This is a genomic window from Enterococcus sp. RTP21361st1_A6_RTP21361_211029, assembly GCF_040910045.1.
In the GTDB taxonomy this organism is placed as follows: domain Bacteria; phylum Bacillota; class Bacilli; order Lactobacillales; family Enterococcaceae; genus Enterococcus_D; species Enterococcus_D gallinarum.
Map to the genome: position 1 here is coordinate 1 of NZ_JBDGBK010000075.1, position 16,205 is coordinate 16,205.

Here is a 16,205-nt window from a genome sequence, read left to right on the forward strand (position 1 = left end):
TTTCTATCACTTGCGATTTCTACCTCATTCTTTCTTATTGCGGCTGTTTCTAGTCGATATACCGAGTGACAACTGCCAATTCCGGCTCATAAGCAGAACCAGTGATCTTTGTTTTCATGACTTTGGAGCCTGGGGTCTGTGAGTGGATCATCTCGTCTGCACCTAAATAAAGACCGACGTGATGGACTTTTCCTTTTCCCTCTTCATATGCGAACAACAATAGATCACCTGGCTGCGCCTGTTCATAGGATCGCTGCACACCCGCTTGCGCTTGTTCAATGGTATCCCGAGGAATCAAAATACCATTGACCCGATGCAAACTATACATAAACCCTGAGCAGTCAAAGCCACTGCTGCTGATCCCTGCCCATACATAAGGCAAATCCAGAAATTGTTCTGCCATCTCGATCAATTGTCGGGGAGTTGTTGAGTTTCCTTGATCGATTCGTTGGGCTTGTGTTTTAGAAATTTCAGCTGGTCCTTCAGGTGTCATCACATGATACCACTCAGCGTCCTCAAAAAGCCAATCCAGCAGGGTTCCGAAAGAAAGGATTCTTTGATGATCTTTGAATTGCAGGACAGCAGTTGGTTTGATTACTGCTACCTTCTGATTTTTCCCCAATCCATATTTCTCGTCTATGACAGTCAATACGTTGCTAGGAACATACCCTGGGTAGCCTCGGGGATTTTTATTACTTGCTTGGTCTAAGACAATGATTTCTGCCCATTCTTCTTTTTCTTGAACGACTTCGACAACGGTCCCATAAAGAATCTCTGAATCAACCAAGTCCTCTTCATAGAGAGTCATTGCATCTGCTGCTGATAAAAACGAATGGACTGCTTCTAAAGGTTGCGCATTGATTTTTGTTAAAACTGCATTTTGCTGCGGCTGTTTCCATAAAAAAGTCATAGCTGCTTGGACTGCTTTTTTCACTAGGTTCTCCTTTGCTGATTTATTGATCATTTTTGCTTGTGCAATCTGGGGAAAGATGAAAGATCCATCTCTTCTAACTTACTGCTTGTTTCTTTACTCTAGGGAAACATTCTTGTAGTCATAGGCTGCACCGACACTATGGACCACTAAGCCTTTGATTTTTGGGGAACGTAAATGAGCCTCTGCGCTTTGAAATAATGGAATCACGCCCAATTTTTCATTCAAAATCTGCTCAGCTTCCACCATATTTTGCCAACGTGCTTGAGGATCGTTGGCATATGCATCGGATGCTTCTGAAATCAAGTTATCATAGGTATCATCCAACCATTTTCCGCGATTGTATGAACTATCTTTTTTGAAAAGTTCCAAGAAATTGATCGGATCTGCATAATCACCGATCCAATTGTTCATGACCATTTCGAAATCTCCGCTATTGGAACGATCTAATCGCACAGAAAAAGGAACATTGGTCACTTCTACAGTCAATCCTTCAAGGGTTTGTTGAAGCGTTCCTTGAATGTATTCGGCTAATTTCTTTGATTGATCGGTATCTGAGGTGAGTAATTCAAAGGTGAGGGTATCTTTTCCTAGTTCGGATTTTGCTTGCTCCCACAATTTCTTGGCTTGTTCTTCATCATAAGGCAGCGAAGTCCCTGCATCTTTAACAAAATCTGTTTTCGTTTCAGGATTAAAGGCTAGATCAGAAGGAACAAATCCAACAGCTGGAAGTGACCCATTACCTAAAATCTGATCAACGATTTGCTGACGATTAAGGCTATAGGAAATTGCTTGCCGCAACTTTTCATTCCGAAACGGTGAGTCCTCCGCTGCTTGATTCATTTCTAAATACTGGGTCGTCGCGCTCGGTTGAACAACATAATCCTTGTGATTTACATTTTGCATCGCCAGTTCCCCACTCAATGTGATGTCATCTGCTTGCCCGCTTTCATACAAATTATAGCTAGTTGAAGATTCTTTGACGACATCAAACTGAACTCCGGATAACTTCACTGACTCTGCATCCCAATACTCAGGATTTTTCTTGAGTGTCCATTGAATATCTGTACCTGGGCCGTCATAATCCTCCAATGTGAAAGGACCATTGTAGACTGCATTCGCACTTGTTAAGGCATATTGATCCCCATGTTCTTGAACAACCGCTTCACTCTGCGGGAAAAAAGTAGGAAAAGCGAGTAAAGATTTAAAATAAGGCGTTGCTTTTTCCAATGTAATCTTCAATTCATGACTCGTGACGGCTTCGATCCCTAGTTCACTTTTATCCTTCGTTCCATCGGAAATAGCTGCAGCATTTTTGACTGGTGCTAGCATGTAGGCATAGTTGGAGGCGGTAGCAGGATCAACCGTTCGTTGCCAGCTAAAGACATAATCCTCTGCTGTGACAGGTTCCCCATTGGACCATTTGGCATCTTCTCTTAATTTGATCGTGTACACCATCCCATCTTCACTGATCATTGCGTCTTCACTCGCACCGGCAATCACGGGTTCATTGTTTTCATCGAGTCGATAAAGTCCTTCATAGGCATTGTTCAAGGTAATAAAACTGTAAGAATCGGTTGCTAACGACAAATCGGCGCTCCCCATTTCAGCAGAAAACTGAACATTCAGCATTGGCTGATTGGCATTTGCTGACTTGGTTGAATCTGTGGTTTTCGATGACGGCTGTTGACAGGCTGCTAGAAAAAAACTACAAACGATGAGTGATCCGATAACTCTTGCTTTGGTTGTCATTCTTGACGCCTCCTATTTTTCAGATAATTCTAAAAATTCCGTTTTGTTAAGTGAAGTTTACCGTGATTCGAATCTTTCTGTCAAATTCCCTTACTTGAAAGAATCTTCTAAGATACCTAGAGAAAGGTCCTATGGAGAGATCTTTCCTAGCTGTTCTTAGGTAGGAAAGAAACATCTTTTTTCACTAAGCAAGTATTTTCTAAGAAAAATACCGACCTAATTGACAATCATTCTCAATTACAGTTATACTAATTGGAAAATGATGATGCAAAGTCAAATCGTGCATTTACCACAAAAAGGAGTGTTGGTCATGTATATCAAAACTGTGACATTTGAAGTTTTAGCAGAAGCAAAAGAAACATTTTCAGAAAAGATCCGCAAAGATATCGCCTCGATGAAAACGTTTGAAGGCTGTCTCCAATCTGAATGTTGGATCAACGAAAAAAAAACATCAGTCGATTTTCAACTCGTCTCAAAATGGCAAGAAAAGAAACATTTCCAAGCCTGGCTAAAGCGGCCCGAACACTTGCAAAAACACCGTGAAGCTTATCGTGCAGAAAAAGAAGGAAACGGAAAACCTTCCGTAGTAATAAACAAGAGTGGACAAGATTATTCCTTATTCGACGACTCAATTGTATCTTCCAGCAAGAACTGAGTTGAAACTTATTTCAAGAAAGTTCAGCTAAAAAAGAAGGGCAGCGCTTGCCGATGAGAATCCATTTCATCTGACAAGCGTTGTCCTTCGACTGCGTATCGCGTATTTGTCGTGTCAGCCCACCACGGTTAGTTCGTGGAGTGTCTGCCCGGATGGGTCTTTTAACTGCAACCAACCATTGGTCCCTCCGTAGTAAAGAAACAGACCAACCTCATTGACACTTTTTAAAATAACTTCTTCTATCGTGCAATGATCCTTAATCGCTGCTTGATGATCTTGGCGGATTTTTTCTCCTAAGCGAGCAGAAAATCCCAAGGAACCGTCTTTATTATATGGAATTTCTTCGGCTAATTTTGCCCCTTTTTCGATTCGCATTTCATTGCGCTTTTGCCAATAAACAGTTGCCTGACTTCCTTGATAGTCAATATAGAAAGGTCGATCCTGCAATTCTTTTTTCCATTGATGCCTTGCTTTTGTTTTTTTCACTGGATCAAGGGAAGTGGTATTTTGGTAATAGCCAAGTTTATCTAACAATAAGTCAAAATTTTTTGCGCAAGATGCAATGAGCTCACTTTGCTCACCTGGGATCGCTTCACTTTTTTTCTTCAACAAACCATACTTCTCCTGATAATAATGTGCAAGGTAAGGTGCCTGGATTTCCCAGCTAGGAGTAATACTAATGATTCGATCATGGGGCTGAGTCAAGTCCAGCAATGTATCCGTTGTAATAGCTGTTACCGCATGATTCTTAACAAGAAAAAACACAGTATTATCAAGCTGTGTCACACGATCATGATCTGCAATTTGTAATAAACCTTGTTCATTGGGAAGCTTAAACAGTAACTCCTCTTCTTCTAAGATCACTAATTCAGCTCTCATAACATTCTCCTCCAGGCGTACGATTTTAATTTATTGTACCATCATTAAGTCTTTATTGAAATTTATTGGCCGCCTGGCAGTCTATCGCAGCATACAAAAAACGATGATAGCAGAAAATAGGATCCGTAACTATTAGGCAAGTATTCTGCCCTTGAAAGTTACTGTCCCAGACAGCAAAGGATACTCTTTGCTGAAAAAATTTGGCTAACATCGTAAATATTATTGATTAAATTGTTATTTTTAATTGTTGAGCTCATTATTTTCCTGTTTTTAAACAATAAGCTTCTGTCTTTTTTTAACTAAAAAAACATTCGACTAAAGCTGGTCCATAGATTTCATTATACCGAGCAACGACTCTTCCACATCGTTCCTCGATTTCGTCATGATCAATGCCATCATATCTTACGACACTCATCACCACACAATTTTCCATTTTGCGGATTACCTCACCGATGATCCTCCTTTGCATACCTACCGGTTTACATTCATACGCTTTTCCTAAAACAATGTTATCACAATTCATAATTTCCACCTTCAAATTTAATTTTTCTAATTATGTTATCATAATATCATCGTTTTTTAATAATTAAAAGTAATACGCATTGATTCGCACAAAAAACCAGTACAGACAAAAAAACCAAACGAATAGAAGTTGCCTCAGAAACAAGCCGGCAATTCAGCAACTTCAAGAACTAAAGTTGCGCTTTCTATCGTTTGGGTATTTCTTTTGTACCAGCGAACACGATTCGCTGCTCGTTTTATCAATTACGCCGTGCAGCTACTAGCGAAGCGGCAAATTTTTCTAAGAAAAGTTGATCGATCTCGTCATAACTACTTGTTTTCGAACTATCGATATCTAATACTCCGATCAGTTGGTCATTGTCCAGCATTGGCACAACGATTTCTGACATTGCTGCCGAGTCACAAGATATGTAGTTCTCATGTTCTTTGACATTATCGACGATCATAGTCTTTTTCTCAGCAGCGGACTCCCCGCAGACCCCTTTTCCTAACTGGATGCGGGTACAAGACACGCGGCCTTGGAAAGGACCTAGAATCAATTCGCCTTCTTGAAACAGATAATAGCCGGCAAAGACCGTATCTGGTAACGTTTCATTCAGCAATGCGGAAGAATTAGCCAGATTCGCTAACCAGTTACTCTCCGCTTCTAACAATCCTTTTAACTGAAGGAGCATCAGCTCGTATGCTTCTTTTTTCTCCATATCCATCACCTCTGCTATTGATTATAAGCAACTCGCAGAGTTTTGTCTTGGTAGAATTCTTGAATTTCGAAAACTCTTTCTTCTAAAATGGTTTCTTTCCTGTTTTCTTGGAAGAAACATTATGAAAACATTACTGTTCTTTCCGCTCCTTTGCTCCTCAAGACCATCCCGATCGTCAAAAAAATCAGGCATCAATAACTGTAAATCTTGTTTGTTGATATTGAGGGACTTCTAACTCATCCAAAATAGCTTTTGCCAATGTTCCGCTAGATGTGACAGATTGTCCGGCATCATTTTGAAGCAAGTGATCTTTTCCTAAAATAGCCGGTTTAGCTTCCCCAGCTTGGAAAAGGTTCCCTGGAGAAATTCCTACCCAATCAACATTTTTAACAGTTAATAAGAAATTGTACTCGTCTAATTGATTTTCTGGAATCGCGATCCAGCTTTCACTATCAGGTGCTTTTTTCAAGTCATTAACATTCAAGTCGCCAGCATCATTCAGTAAACTACCCGCCCCTAAAATGAAGAACAATCTAGTTTTCTTTCCACGGAAAAGATGGATCAAACGGGCTGCTAAGTCGACATGTAGATAGGCTTGATCAGGGCTAGTAGCAAACGCATCAATGATAGCATCAAAACCTTCCAACTCGCCTCTTTTCAATTCAAACGCGTCTTTGGTTATTGTTTTGACAGAATTCCCAAACATTTCCTTTGCTTTTTCTTCATTGCGTACGATAGCTACGACTTCATGTCCTCGTGCACTTGCTTCCCGATAAATCGCTGAACCAGCATTTCCTGTTGCACCAATAATTCCAATTTTCATTGCTCTCTTCCTTTCATCTTTAAACTTGTACATGTAGAAAAATACATGTAACTTTTAAGGTTACATGTTGATTATAAAAAGAAAGCTCCTTTTCGTCAAGCATTTGCTTTTGAAACGGAGCTGTCTCTCTTCATTTTTCAGCAGCCACATTGAGTTTATCTATGATATCTGCTAGTGTGATCTGTTGCATCTCTAACTCAATTTTTTTTTGCAGACGCTCATAGGTCTCATCTAGAACTTCCTGAATGCTACCGCCAATCAAACAATTAGGATTGGTTTTTTTGTCAATATGCAACAATCGTTGGTCCTTTTCAACACTTGAATAAATGTCTAGCAAAGTGATCTCTTCGGGTTTTTTTAGTAATTTAGGTTCAGCTTTTCCCCGTTGGCTCTCAATCAAGCCAGCTGTTCGCAAATCACTCATGATTCGGCGGACATAGGCTGGATTGGTCTCGACACTTTGAGCAATTCGATCACTGGATAGATCGGTTCCCTTCAACATTTCAATATAGGCCAGAATATGAATGGCATCGCTGTATTTCGTTGAGTACTTCATCCCTTTGATGTCCCTTCAAAAATATACTTTTAGCTATCATACCTTTTTTTAGGGAATTGTTCAAAGAGTTGGGGCTTTTCAGCGCTTTTTGTCGTTTGGTTAAGGCAAATAGGTGATAGCTAAGAAGTACAGCTAATGCCGGTTTTTCTTTGCTGATCAACTTCTAATGTCTTTGCCTCTGCTTAATCTTCTTCAAAATCTGCTACTGCAGTGAGAAGCGTGTTGACATGTTGGATATTCTCTTTACCAAATTGTTCATAATCCAATGGATCTCCTGTCAATGTACGGTTGAGGAAGCCAATCACCATCGGCATATTCATTCCTGCATACAGCTCAAATGTCGCACCTTCCATGATTAACCGAGAAGCCGCATTGCATGGGGTTCCTCCTAGCAGATCAGCAAAGACCACAGGGTTTTGACTGTCAGCGATGACAGCTGCTAGTTTTTGGCGAAAATCATCGGCACCTTCTTCTGGTAATAATGGGACTGTCTGGATCTCTGACTGAGGCCCCATGATCATTTCTGTACTTTTTTTCAATTCTTCACAAAACCGGCCATGACTAATCAAGACTAATTGCTTTTCCATCAACTTCCTACCTACTTTCCATCTACTTCGAAATAACTCCTAACGCCGACAGTGCCACACTGACGATCAATACGACGAAAATTGCTTTGGTTGATGTCATGTTTTTCTTTCCTAACATCCAATAGACAATCCCGACAATAGCTGCTGGTAAGAGCCGCGGCAAAATCATATCAATATTGTTTTGCATATTCAATGTGACCTCACCAATACTTGGTGCCCAAGCAAATTTTACATTGACCATTGTTGCCACTAATGCTCCTACCATAAAAACACCCAGTAATGTCGCTGCATCTGTTAATGCTGTTAAGCGGCTTTGCATGGTTGTCACAAGGGAAATACCTTCTTTATAAGCAAATTCCAGTTGTTTCCAACGAAAGATCATGACTACGATTTGTGCAGCGATCCAGATAAAGATGCCGATCGGATTTCCATTGATGGCCATATTCGCAGCCAATGCACCAAAAATCGTTGGCACTAGGGCTGCGAAAATCGAATCACCGATTGCTGCGAAAGGTCCCATCAACCCGGCTTTCAACCCTGAAATGGTATCTTTTGCCTGAAATCCCTCTTTTTCTTCGATCGCTAGATCAATCCCCGTGATAATGGTATTGAAGAAATTTGATGTATTAAAAAACTGTGTATGCGTTTTCATCATTTCTTTTAATTCAGGGGTGTTGTCCCCATAGATTTTACGTAGTTGCGGCAAAATGGTGTACAAGTAACCTGAGCCTTGCATCCGTTCATAGTTCCATCCTAGTTGGAAACCAAATAGGCTGCGCCGATTGATTTGTTGGAAGTCTTTTTTCGTTAATTTAACATTAGATTTCATCGTCTTCAATCTCTCCTTCCAAATGCTGCTCGTTTTGTGCGGTATTAGTTGCTGGACGTGCTTGTCCATTTTTGTAGCTGATAGCGGCAAATGCGAAACCAATTAGTGCGATTGCCAACATTGGTAATGCGTTGAAGGTACCGCTGAAATCTTTTACAACACTTGCTACACTGCTGCCCAATAGTTGGATATTGCTAAATACCGTTGTTAATAATGCTGTCAAAACAAAGCCTAAAATAAGATAAGGAAAATGTTTTTTTACTGGTAAATAACGAAGTAAAATTGCAAAACCTACAGCTGGTAAGACTGCTCCGGCAACGGATAATCCATCGCCTAACCACTTTAAATCACCATTCAAATAACTAACAACGTTTTCGACTAATCCGCCACCGAAAGCCAACGCGAGAAATACAGGAACAAGTCGTGATAGCGCCCACGGTGCTGCGCCCAACAAAAAGTTTCGTTCGATGGCTTTGAAATTCATATTTTCCACGTGGGTATCGATTCTATGAGCAAAATACGTATTCGCAAAACGAGCTAAAATATCTAATTGAATCATCAAACTAGCTACCGGTACAGCAATTGCAGCAATTGCCTGTTCTGGATCCATTCCTAATGCAACAGAGAATGCCGTGGCCAAAACCGTTCCCGAATTGGCGTCGATCCGCGAAGCACCGCCAAAAGTTCCTACACCAAGGACTGTCAGTTGCATACTACCACCAATCAATAAACCGGTTGTGATATCTCCCATCACTAACCCTGAAAAAAGACCAGCAAAAACGGGCGCACTCATTGAAGAATAGATCTGTAATTCATCTAGAATCTGATAACCTGCATATAATGATAATAATAAAATTTGCCACCAATGAATTTCCATATTGATTCTCCTATCTTTCTAAAAGGCTCATAAAGTTTTCAGCTTTATCGCTAGGGACCATTTGTGCAAAAAGTTTCACACCTTTGCTAGCAAGTTCTTTGAAATCAGCAATATCTGCGGGAACAACATTGATTGACTTGGTAATAGACTTTGTTTCAGCTGTTTGGGACATGTTTCCAACATTTATTTCAGTGATCGGCACACCTAATTCCACTAGTTTGAGCAAACGGTCAGGTTTTTTAGCAACAATCAACAACCGTTGAGAATCATATCTTCCAGCCAAAATATTGGCAGCTGCTTTCTCAATCGGCAAGATACTTAACTTGACCCCTGCAGGCGTTGCTAATTTCAAGCCACTCTTTTCGATTGGATTTTCTGCTACATCGTCGTCCACAACCATAATTCGGCTAATATTCAGCTTGGTCGTCCATAAGTTTGCCACTTGTCCATGAATCAATCGTCCATCAATACGTACACCAATAATACTCATACTTTTTTCGCCTCCATCGTTTTATAAACCGGTTCTTTTCTCAAATGTACTTCTTTTGCAAAGCAGCCCTCCGTTTCAAAAATAATGATTGTGTTTTCCCCATGATTCAAAAATCCGCTTGGTACGTACAATGATAAAATGGGGCCCACTTCCCAAAAGCGTCCAACAGTGACATTGTTGACCAGAACAACTCCTTTGCCGAATCCTGTCAAATCAATAAAAGTATCTCTTTTTTCCTCTAGCACAAAGGAATAACGATAAAACCCGGGTTGTTCTGGATGCCAGTCCCGCGTAAAATCAATTGCTGGTGACTTACTGAAGTCTAGCCAGTAATGAGTCCAGTTGGTCACAAAGTGCAGATCAGCCATCACACCTCTACGAATCCCTTTTCGCTGGGTCTCTGCTGTCAGCTTATGTCCATAGTTGACTCGTCCCATATTTTCTACTAGAATATCCAATTGATTTTCTTCTGCTGCTTGCTTAATCAATAAGTCTTCACCAATTTCTCCTTGATATTGCGTTGCAAGGAATGTTTCATTCAAGAAAATCTGGGCACGATCATTTCCATCAATGATCCGGAGCTTTTCTATTTCCGCGTCTCGCCGTTTCTTCGTGCGGTACAACAAATAGCCATAAGGATGGTCCAATTGTTCCATCGTTTGCGGATAAACCGTCTTGACCGGCTGACTGATTTGATCGATAACAGAAAACAAACTTACTTTATCTTGTAGTTGAAGTTCCATTGATAGAGATGTTTTGCTGCGCGGTTCGTGCTGTTCATATTCTGGAAAATGTTCTTTTAGCATTTTCTGCAATGCGTAATACTTTGCTGTCGGATTCCCTTGCTCATCCAATGGTGCATCGTAGTCATAGGAAGTGACCTGCGGTAAATCGACTGCGCCTCTAGCCGAACAACCATTCATAAATCCAAAATTAGTTCCCCCGTGAAACATATATAAATTGACACTACCGATTTCCAAAGCTTCTTTGACTGATTCAGCGAGATCATCTGGGTCTCTCCGAATAATTGGTTCATTCCAGCGATTGAACCAGCCATCCCAGAATTCCATACACATCAAAGGCCATTTTTTGTTGTGCTGATCAAAAAAATCCTGCATCGCTGCAAAGTTTTCTTTTGCCCGGGAACCAAAATTCCCTGTGACCAATACATCATCTTCAATCAAGCTGCCAGCTCGTAAGGCGGCTTGCCAAGGACCATCCGAAGTAAATAAAGGCATATCAATGCCACGGTTTATCAGCATTTCTTTGATAGCTCTCAAATAAGCTTTTTCTTCACCATATGACCCATATTCGTTTTCCACTTGGATCATTAGAATGTTCCCTCCATGACTCAACTGGTAGGGAATGATTTTTGGAAGTAATACATCGTAGTATTCCGCCACATGCGCTAAATAGCTCGGATCACATGCTCTTAATCGTCCAGACTCCTTTAGTAGCCAAGCAGGTAACCCGCCGAATTCCCATTCGGCGCATATATATGGAGAAGGTCGCAGGATGACATACAGACCAAGCTCTTGTGCCAAGGACAAAAAACGCTCTAAATCAAGAATGCCTTCAAACTGAAATAACCCTTTATGCGGTTCGTGCAAATTCCAAGGCACATAGGTTTCGACGGTATTAAATCCAAGCGCTTTCAAATTATAAAGAGGGTGCTCCCAATCATCCGGATGGACCCGAAAATAATGAATCGCACCAGATAGTAGTTTAAAAGGAGAACCATTCATTAAAAACTCTTCTTTTATTTCAAACGTAGCCATGTTCTGCTCCCATTCATTAGTAGTCAGCTTTGCAAGGTGAATTGCTCTATTGGACTGGCTGTACTACTTTCTCATGCCACGAAACGGCAGTTTCTCTTATCACTTCATTCAATTGACGAATGTTTTGTGTCCCTTGTTCTGTCAGCCATTCTAAAGTTGCCGCTTCTCCTTTTTCAACAAAAGGAGCGACTGCATCTTTCCAAGTTGCTCTGCCACAGAGTACACCGTTGAATCGTGCCCCAGCATCTTTGGCAAAACGCAATGTTTCCATGAATAATGCCGCTGAGACCCCAGCACTTAAGAAGATATATGGCAAATCTGTTGCGTCGCTTTGTTCTTTAAAATAAGCGGCAGCTTCTTGACGTGTATAGGCGATCTCCCCTGTTGCATCCCCTTCAACAAATGACATGTTTACTGGTACTTCAACCTTTAAGACATCTACTTTATACTGGGTTTTCGAGAATTCTTTCATCATTTCGATCACTTTGCGCGGCTTTGCTTTGGCATAGGAAAGCGATTTCGTGTCTACATTTTTAGCATCATATGACAATAACTCTAAATAAAATGGCAGTCCTTCAGCCATGCATTCGCTTCCAATTCGTTCAACAAAAACTTGCTTGTGAAAATTGATTTCCTCTTCTTCATCGCAATCGTAATACAGCAAAAATTTCACCGCATCAGCACCTGATTCTTTAAACCGAATAACTGAACAATCCGGAAGCAAATCAGGAAAGCGACCAGGAACGGTTTGATCGTAACCGGTTTTCTCATATGCTAGCAAAAGACCGCTCTCTGCTGCACGTTTTTGTGCAGCAGGCAACCCATATTCTGGATCCAATAAAATGGCTGAGGCATAGGGCGTCAATTCTTGTGAAATCAGGGTTTTAAACCGCTCAATCGTTTCTTTCGTCGCTTCCATCCCTAAAGCTGACATCATTTTCTTCAGTGCACCACGCTGATCAATCGCCAGGGCGGTAATAATGCCCTCCGGCGTCGATAAACGTTCCATTGCTTGTCTTTTATTTTCGGACCATTCTAACATGCTTCACACTCTTTCCTAATTTTCATATGGATAAATCGTTACACCTTTGACCACACGATTGACTGTTCCACTTGGCGATGGTGTATCTGGTGTATTACCAACCTTCACCGAACAAAGTAATGCGATCGTTTGGGCTACCATGATATCTGCTAAAGCAAGATAGCCATCCGGCAGTAACGAATCTGCAGCTAATTCAAAGGAATCACCACTAAACAATGAACCCTTTTGACCAATTCCAACAACGCGTTGGGCAATACCGTCATTTTTGATTTCGTCCAGCATATCTACATCGTATTTCTGCGTATATGAGTCATTGCTGACAAACAGGAAAACCAATGTTTGATCATTGACAAAAGATTTGGGACCATGTCTGAATCCTAAAGATGTATCAAAAACGGTTGCGATTTTTCCAGCAGTCAACTCGAGAACTTTCAATTGCGCTTCTCTAGTCAATCCGCCTAAGCTTCCCGAACCTAAGTAAATGATGCGATGAAAGTCTGATGCCAGATACCCTTGGATCTCTGATTCTCGTTGGATGACTTCTTCTCCTAGTCGGCTTAATTGATGAACATATCTTTCTTTTTGCTGATTGCTTGCTTGATCAAAAATAAGTAGCGCAGTCAGCGTCATACAGCTGAAACTGCTTGTCATAGCAAAACCAGCGTCATTGGCTTTGTTTGGCATTAGTAAAACTAGATTTTCTTTTTTTGTAGGCATTTGTGTAGCCAATAATCCGTCTGGTGCACAGGTGATCACGATATGATAGATCTTGTTGACCAGCTGATTGGCCATCTTAACTGCGGCTAGACTTTCTGGACTATTTCCACTGCGGGCAAATGAGACCAAGATCGTTGTCTCATCAGGAATCAGGTATTCTTTTGGCGTAGCAACGATATCGGTCGAACCAATACTTTGAAAAATGAACTGATTCGTATTTCCTTGACTAGTAAGAAACGGAATTAGTGTATCCCCCACATATTGAGAGGTTCCGGCCCCTGTAAAAATGACGCGGATCGGTCGCTCTCCAGCATGTTGTTTCGCATCCGTAAACAAACGATCTAGATCTGCGACTGTTTCTTGATAACGGTCAAACGTCTCATGCCACAGTTCCGGTTGTTGTCGAATTTCTCGGGTAGTATTTTCTGCTCCTAGCTTTTGCAGTTCTTCTTTTGACAACATAAACATTTTCTTTCCTCCAATTCAGTTAGTGGAACGCAGATGCCTGATCTTATAATGAAACTTATCGGCCCGTGCCACACTTAATGTAAATTCAATCACTTCGTTCTCGAGATTATAGGTTGAGCGAACTAAATGGAGCACTGGTGATCCTTCTGGAATATTTAGCAGCTCACTATCTTCTTTCTGGGCAATACTGGCATAAAATTCTTCGTCAGCCGATCGTACCGTTTGATTGAAATCTTCAGAAAACAAATCGTATAACGGTTTTATCGATAGCAGTTCCCGAGATAGTGTCATAAATAGCTTCACTGGCAAATAGGATTTCTCGATCATCATTGGCAGATCGTCGGCTAAGCGCAAACGGTCTAACTGAAACAAAGGTTCACCTAATTGAACATTCATATGCCCCGCTAAATACTTGGTTGCTTCAATCTTTTTGAAGGCCAATATCTTGGTTTCAGGATGTTTGCCCATTGCCCGCATTTGTTCGGTAAAACTATATGCGCCAGCTAGATCAGTCGCATTTGTCCTTAATTCCGAAACAAAGGTTCCTTTTCCATGTTGTCGATAAATGTAGCCCATTTTTTCCAGTTCTTGCAATGCTAGTCGCACCGTCGTGCGACTAACGCCATAAAAACTGGTCAACTCTCTTTCTGATGGCAGCTTATCATGAGCGACCATACTGTTTTCGATTCGTTGTTTCAATATTTCTACCAGCTGATAATAAAGTGATTTTGATTGAAATGTATTTTGCATCGATGTCTCTCCTAACTGGTTATAACCACAATACAAGTATAGTAGTGGTATTTTTTATGAGTCAATACTAAGAACAGTTTTTTTTGTATTTTCATTTTTGGTCTTGTTAATATGATTGGTATCATTGACTTTAACAGGCATAAAAGAAAATGAAAAATGATTTTCCAACTATTTTCATTCAAGAACAACTTCTATTTTTTTCTTTTTCGCACTTCAACTGGTATCTTTTTTTTATTAGCTACACTCCTTCATCAGCAAGCGGTTTATCTCAGACTATCAAAAAAAGCGAATCGAGGAGATCAAATATAGGTCCTCAACTCGCTTATTAAACTGACGATAGCGTTATACGTGCTAGACGATTTCCAAGTGGCTCAAAGATAGCTCTCCAACCCTGTCATATGCGGTAATAATCATTTCTGAAGCTGAGAGATCCGTTATTTGCTGATAAGTTCACCCATTGTGAGAAGTAATTGGCAACAGAGATCCCTTTTTCAGTCAATCCCTTGAGATCCATCCATTCTTGCTTCATTCGGCTATTGTGATATGATTGGCCATTGAATCAGCATGTTTCTGCCCCCTGCAATCCATTGAGCCGCAAGTAAAACAACCTGATTCATTTCTAAAAGATGATTATTCTTCCACAATAGCATCTTTATCCTTCCCAGTTAATCGAATATAAGCTATTTAGAAATTCTTCCCATACTTCTTTTTTTATATCACTCTCTAAGACAAACTCAAAAACTTTTTCAATCTTTAAATTATCGTCATCTAGTCCTACATACCATTTGTAATCAGGGGCCTCATTTTTCATACGATCCTCAAATAACTTTTCTATACATTTGTCAGTAAGAAAGTTATCTGTTTCTTGACTTGTTCGTTTGTAGAATTTCCATATATTGCCATTTGTATACAAAACTTTTTTAAACCATAGTATTTGTCCTAAGAGTTGGCCTAAATCTTGATTCAGTTCATTTCCTGGTTTTTTTGCTTTCTCAAATTCTGATATTAGATCGATTGATTCTAGATCTAATAGCTTCTCATCGACATTTTTTACTTCAACGCAGCCATAAATCAAATTTTTATTCGCTATATTTACACTTCCCCCGGCAAGATTATCTGAATTATCAAACCGTTCATCCAAGATGACAAAATCAGGAAATGAAGATAAGCCATAGAATATCTGACCTTTTGGACTCCTACTTCGCAAGCTTACATCTCTTAAAGATAGCCTAGACATATTTTTGCCAGCCTTAATCATTTCCGCAACTAGATGATATAGGTCATTTTCAATCCAGTTTTGTCTTTTAATCAGGTTTAATTCTCGCATATAGTATTCAAATTTCTGATTTCTCATGAAAAATCATTCCTCTTTATTTACTCATTTCTCTAGCACCTAAATCTCGCTGGACATCGTTTCCCACTTAACACGCTATTTTCATGATCTATTTTTATTGTTTGCCTCCCTTATGAGTTGTTGACATTCAGTATTCATGAATTAATCGTCAGACGGATTAAAGATGGATCTCCAACCCGTCATATGCGGTAATGATCATTTCTGAAGCTGAGAGATCTGCCATCTCTTGATAGGTTCTCCCTCCATTGTGAGAGAAATGATTGGCGACAAAGATCGTCTTTTCAGTCGCTAACTTGCGATCCATCAGCTCCTGTTTCATTTGAATATTTTGCGACCAATTCATATGATTGGCCATCTGGTCAGCATTGGTCTGCCCCGTGCAATCCATTGATACACAATCAAAAATAAACTTATTTGCTTCTAAAAAAGCAAACCAGACTGTAGACAAAAGCTGTTCCAAACTCGTAACTCGAGCTTGGAACAGCTTTTTATCT

General features: G+C 40.3%; 17 protein-coding genes and 1 pseudogene. 1 reads left to right on the top strand and 17 read right to left on the bottom strand.

What is annotated here, in order from left to right; translation table 11 throughout:
- Nucleotides 1–49 precede the first annotated feature (49 nt).
- On the bottom strand, nucleotides 50–934 hold the full coding sequence (locus tag AB5Z52_RS12365; protein WP_003127735.1) for a C40 family peptidase: 885 nt from the start codon (nucleotides 932–934) through the stop codon (nucleotides 50–52).
- 93 nt (nucleotides 935–1,027) lie between these two features.
- Nucleotides 1,028–2,683, bottom strand: a complete 1,656-nt coding sequence (locus AB5Z52_RS12370) for a peptide ABC transporter substrate-binding protein (RefSeq protein WP_041119387.1) — start codon at nucleotides 2,681–2,683, stop codon at nucleotides 1,028–1,030.
- A gap of 310 nt (nucleotides 2,684–2,993) precedes the next feature.
- Between AB5Z52_RS12370 and AB5Z52_RS12375 the strand changes: the two genes are divergently transcribed.
- Nucleotides 2,994–3,338: an antibiotic biosynthesis monooxygenase gene (locus AB5Z52_RS12375; RefSeq protein WP_368243758.1), complete on the top strand. Its 345-nt coding sequence runs from the start codon at nucleotides 2,994–2,996 to the stop codon at nucleotides 3,336–3,338.
- Between the two features lie 114 nt (nucleotides 3,339–3,452).
- Here AB5Z52_RS12375 and AB5Z52_RS12380 read toward each other — a convergent pair whose 3' ends face one another.
- The 15 genes and pseudogenes from AB5Z52_RS12380 to AB5Z52_RS12450 all read right to left on the bottom strand — a co-directional run.
- Nucleotides 3,453–4,217 carry a hypothetical protein gene (locus tag AB5Z52_RS12380; RefSeq protein WP_005471963.1) on the bottom strand — a complete coding sequence of 255 codons (765 nt, stop codon included), beginning with the start codon at nucleotides 4,215–4,217 and terminating at the stop codon, nucleotides 3,453–3,455.
- Nucleotides 4,218–4,512: 295 nt separating this feature from the next.
- Complete coding sequence (locus AB5Z52_RS12385; protein ID WP_021149510.1) at nucleotides 4,513–4,740, bottom strand: hypothetical protein; 228 nt, start codon at nucleotides 4,738–4,740, stop codon at nucleotides 4,513–4,515.
- 238 nt (nucleotides 4,741–4,978) lie between these two features.
- On the bottom strand, nucleotides 4,979–5,446 hold the full coding sequence (locus tag AB5Z52_RS12390) for a GAF domain-containing protein (RefSeq protein ID WP_029487132.1): 468 nt from the start codon (nucleotides 5,444–5,446) through the stop codon (nucleotides 4,979–4,981).
- Between the two features lie 178 nt (nucleotides 5,447–5,624).
- Nucleotides 5,625–6,263, bottom strand: a complete 639-nt coding sequence (locus tag AB5Z52_RS12395; RefSeq protein ID WP_003127726.1) for an NAD(P)H-binding protein — start codon at nucleotides 6,261–6,263, stop codon at nucleotides 5,625–5,627.
- A 130-nt stretch (nucleotides 6,264–6,393) separates the two neighbouring features.
- Nucleotides 6,394–6,819, bottom strand: a complete 426-nt coding sequence (locus AB5Z52_RS12400) for an Rrf2 family transcriptional regulator (protein WP_003127725.1) — start codon at nucleotides 6,817–6,819, stop codon at nucleotides 6,394–6,396.
- A gap of 182 nt (nucleotides 6,820–7,001) precedes the next feature.
- A complete protein-coding gene (locus tag AB5Z52_RS12405) occupies nucleotides 7,002–7,406 on the bottom strand; it encodes a PTS sugar transporter subunit IIA (protein WP_003127723.1) in 405 nt (134 codons plus the stop codon).
- Nucleotides 7,407–7,428: 22 nt separating this feature from the next.
- The gene (locus AB5Z52_RS12410) at nucleotides 7,429–8,235 is read right to left on the bottom strand and encodes a PTS system mannose/fructose/sorbose family transporter subunit IID (protein WP_003127721.1); all 807 of its coding nucleotides are present in this window, start codon (nucleotides 8,233–8,235) and stop codon (nucleotides 7,429–7,431) included.
- The gene (locus tag AB5Z52_RS12415) at nucleotides 8,225–9,112 is read right to left on the bottom strand and encodes a PTS mannose/fructose/sorbose/N-acetylgalactosamine transporter subunit IIC (RefSeq protein WP_368243761.1); all 888 of its coding nucleotides are present in this window, start codon (nucleotides 9,110–9,112) and stop codon (nucleotides 8,225–8,227) included. The genes AB5Z52_RS12410 and AB5Z52_RS12415 overlap by 11 nt, the downstream gene beginning before the upstream one ends.
- A 10-nt stretch (nucleotides 9,113–9,122) precedes the next feature.
- Complete coding sequence (locus AB5Z52_RS12420) at nucleotides 9,123–9,602, bottom strand: PTS sugar transporter subunit IIB (protein ID WP_003127719.1); 480 nt, start codon at nucleotides 9,600–9,602, stop codon at nucleotides 9,123–9,125.
- Entirely contained in the window at nucleotides 9,599–11,380 is a 1,782-nt protein-coding gene (locus AB5Z52_RS12425; protein WP_368243762.1) for a beta-galactosidase family protein, read from the bottom strand. Before AB5Z52_RS12425 ends, AB5Z52_RS12420 begins: the two co-directional genes overlap by 4 nt.
- Nucleotides 11,381–11,426: 46 nt before the next feature.
- Entirely contained in the window at nucleotides 11,427–12,422 is a 996-nt protein-coding gene (gene lacD, locus AB5Z52_RS12430; protein WP_029487135.1) for a tagatose-bisphosphate aldolase, read from the bottom strand.
- A 15-nt stretch (nucleotides 12,423–12,437) separates the two neighbouring features.
- Nucleotides 12,438–13,607 (bottom strand): SIS domain-containing protein, encoded by a 1,170-nt coding sequence (locus AB5Z52_RS12435; protein WP_003127716.1) that lies wholly within the window; start codon nucleotides 13,605–13,607, stop codon nucleotides 12,438–12,440.
- Between the two features lie 15 nt (nucleotides 13,608–13,622).
- Nucleotides 13,623–14,357, bottom strand: coding sequence for a GntR family transcriptional regulator (locus AB5Z52_RS12440; protein ID WP_003127715.1), 735 nt, complete (start codon nucleotides 14,355–14,357; stop codon nucleotides 13,623–13,625).
- A 652-nt stretch (nucleotides 14,358–15,009) separates the two neighbouring features.
- A complete protein-coding gene (locus AB5Z52_RS12445; protein ID WP_003127714.1) occupies nucleotides 15,010–15,711 on the bottom strand; it encodes a hypothetical protein in 702 nt (233 codons plus the stop codon).
- A 157-nt stretch (nucleotides 15,712–15,868) separates the two neighbouring features.
- A pseudogene (locus AB5Z52_RS12450) lies at nucleotides 15,869–16,205 on the bottom strand (PhnP protein); the annotation flags it as partial.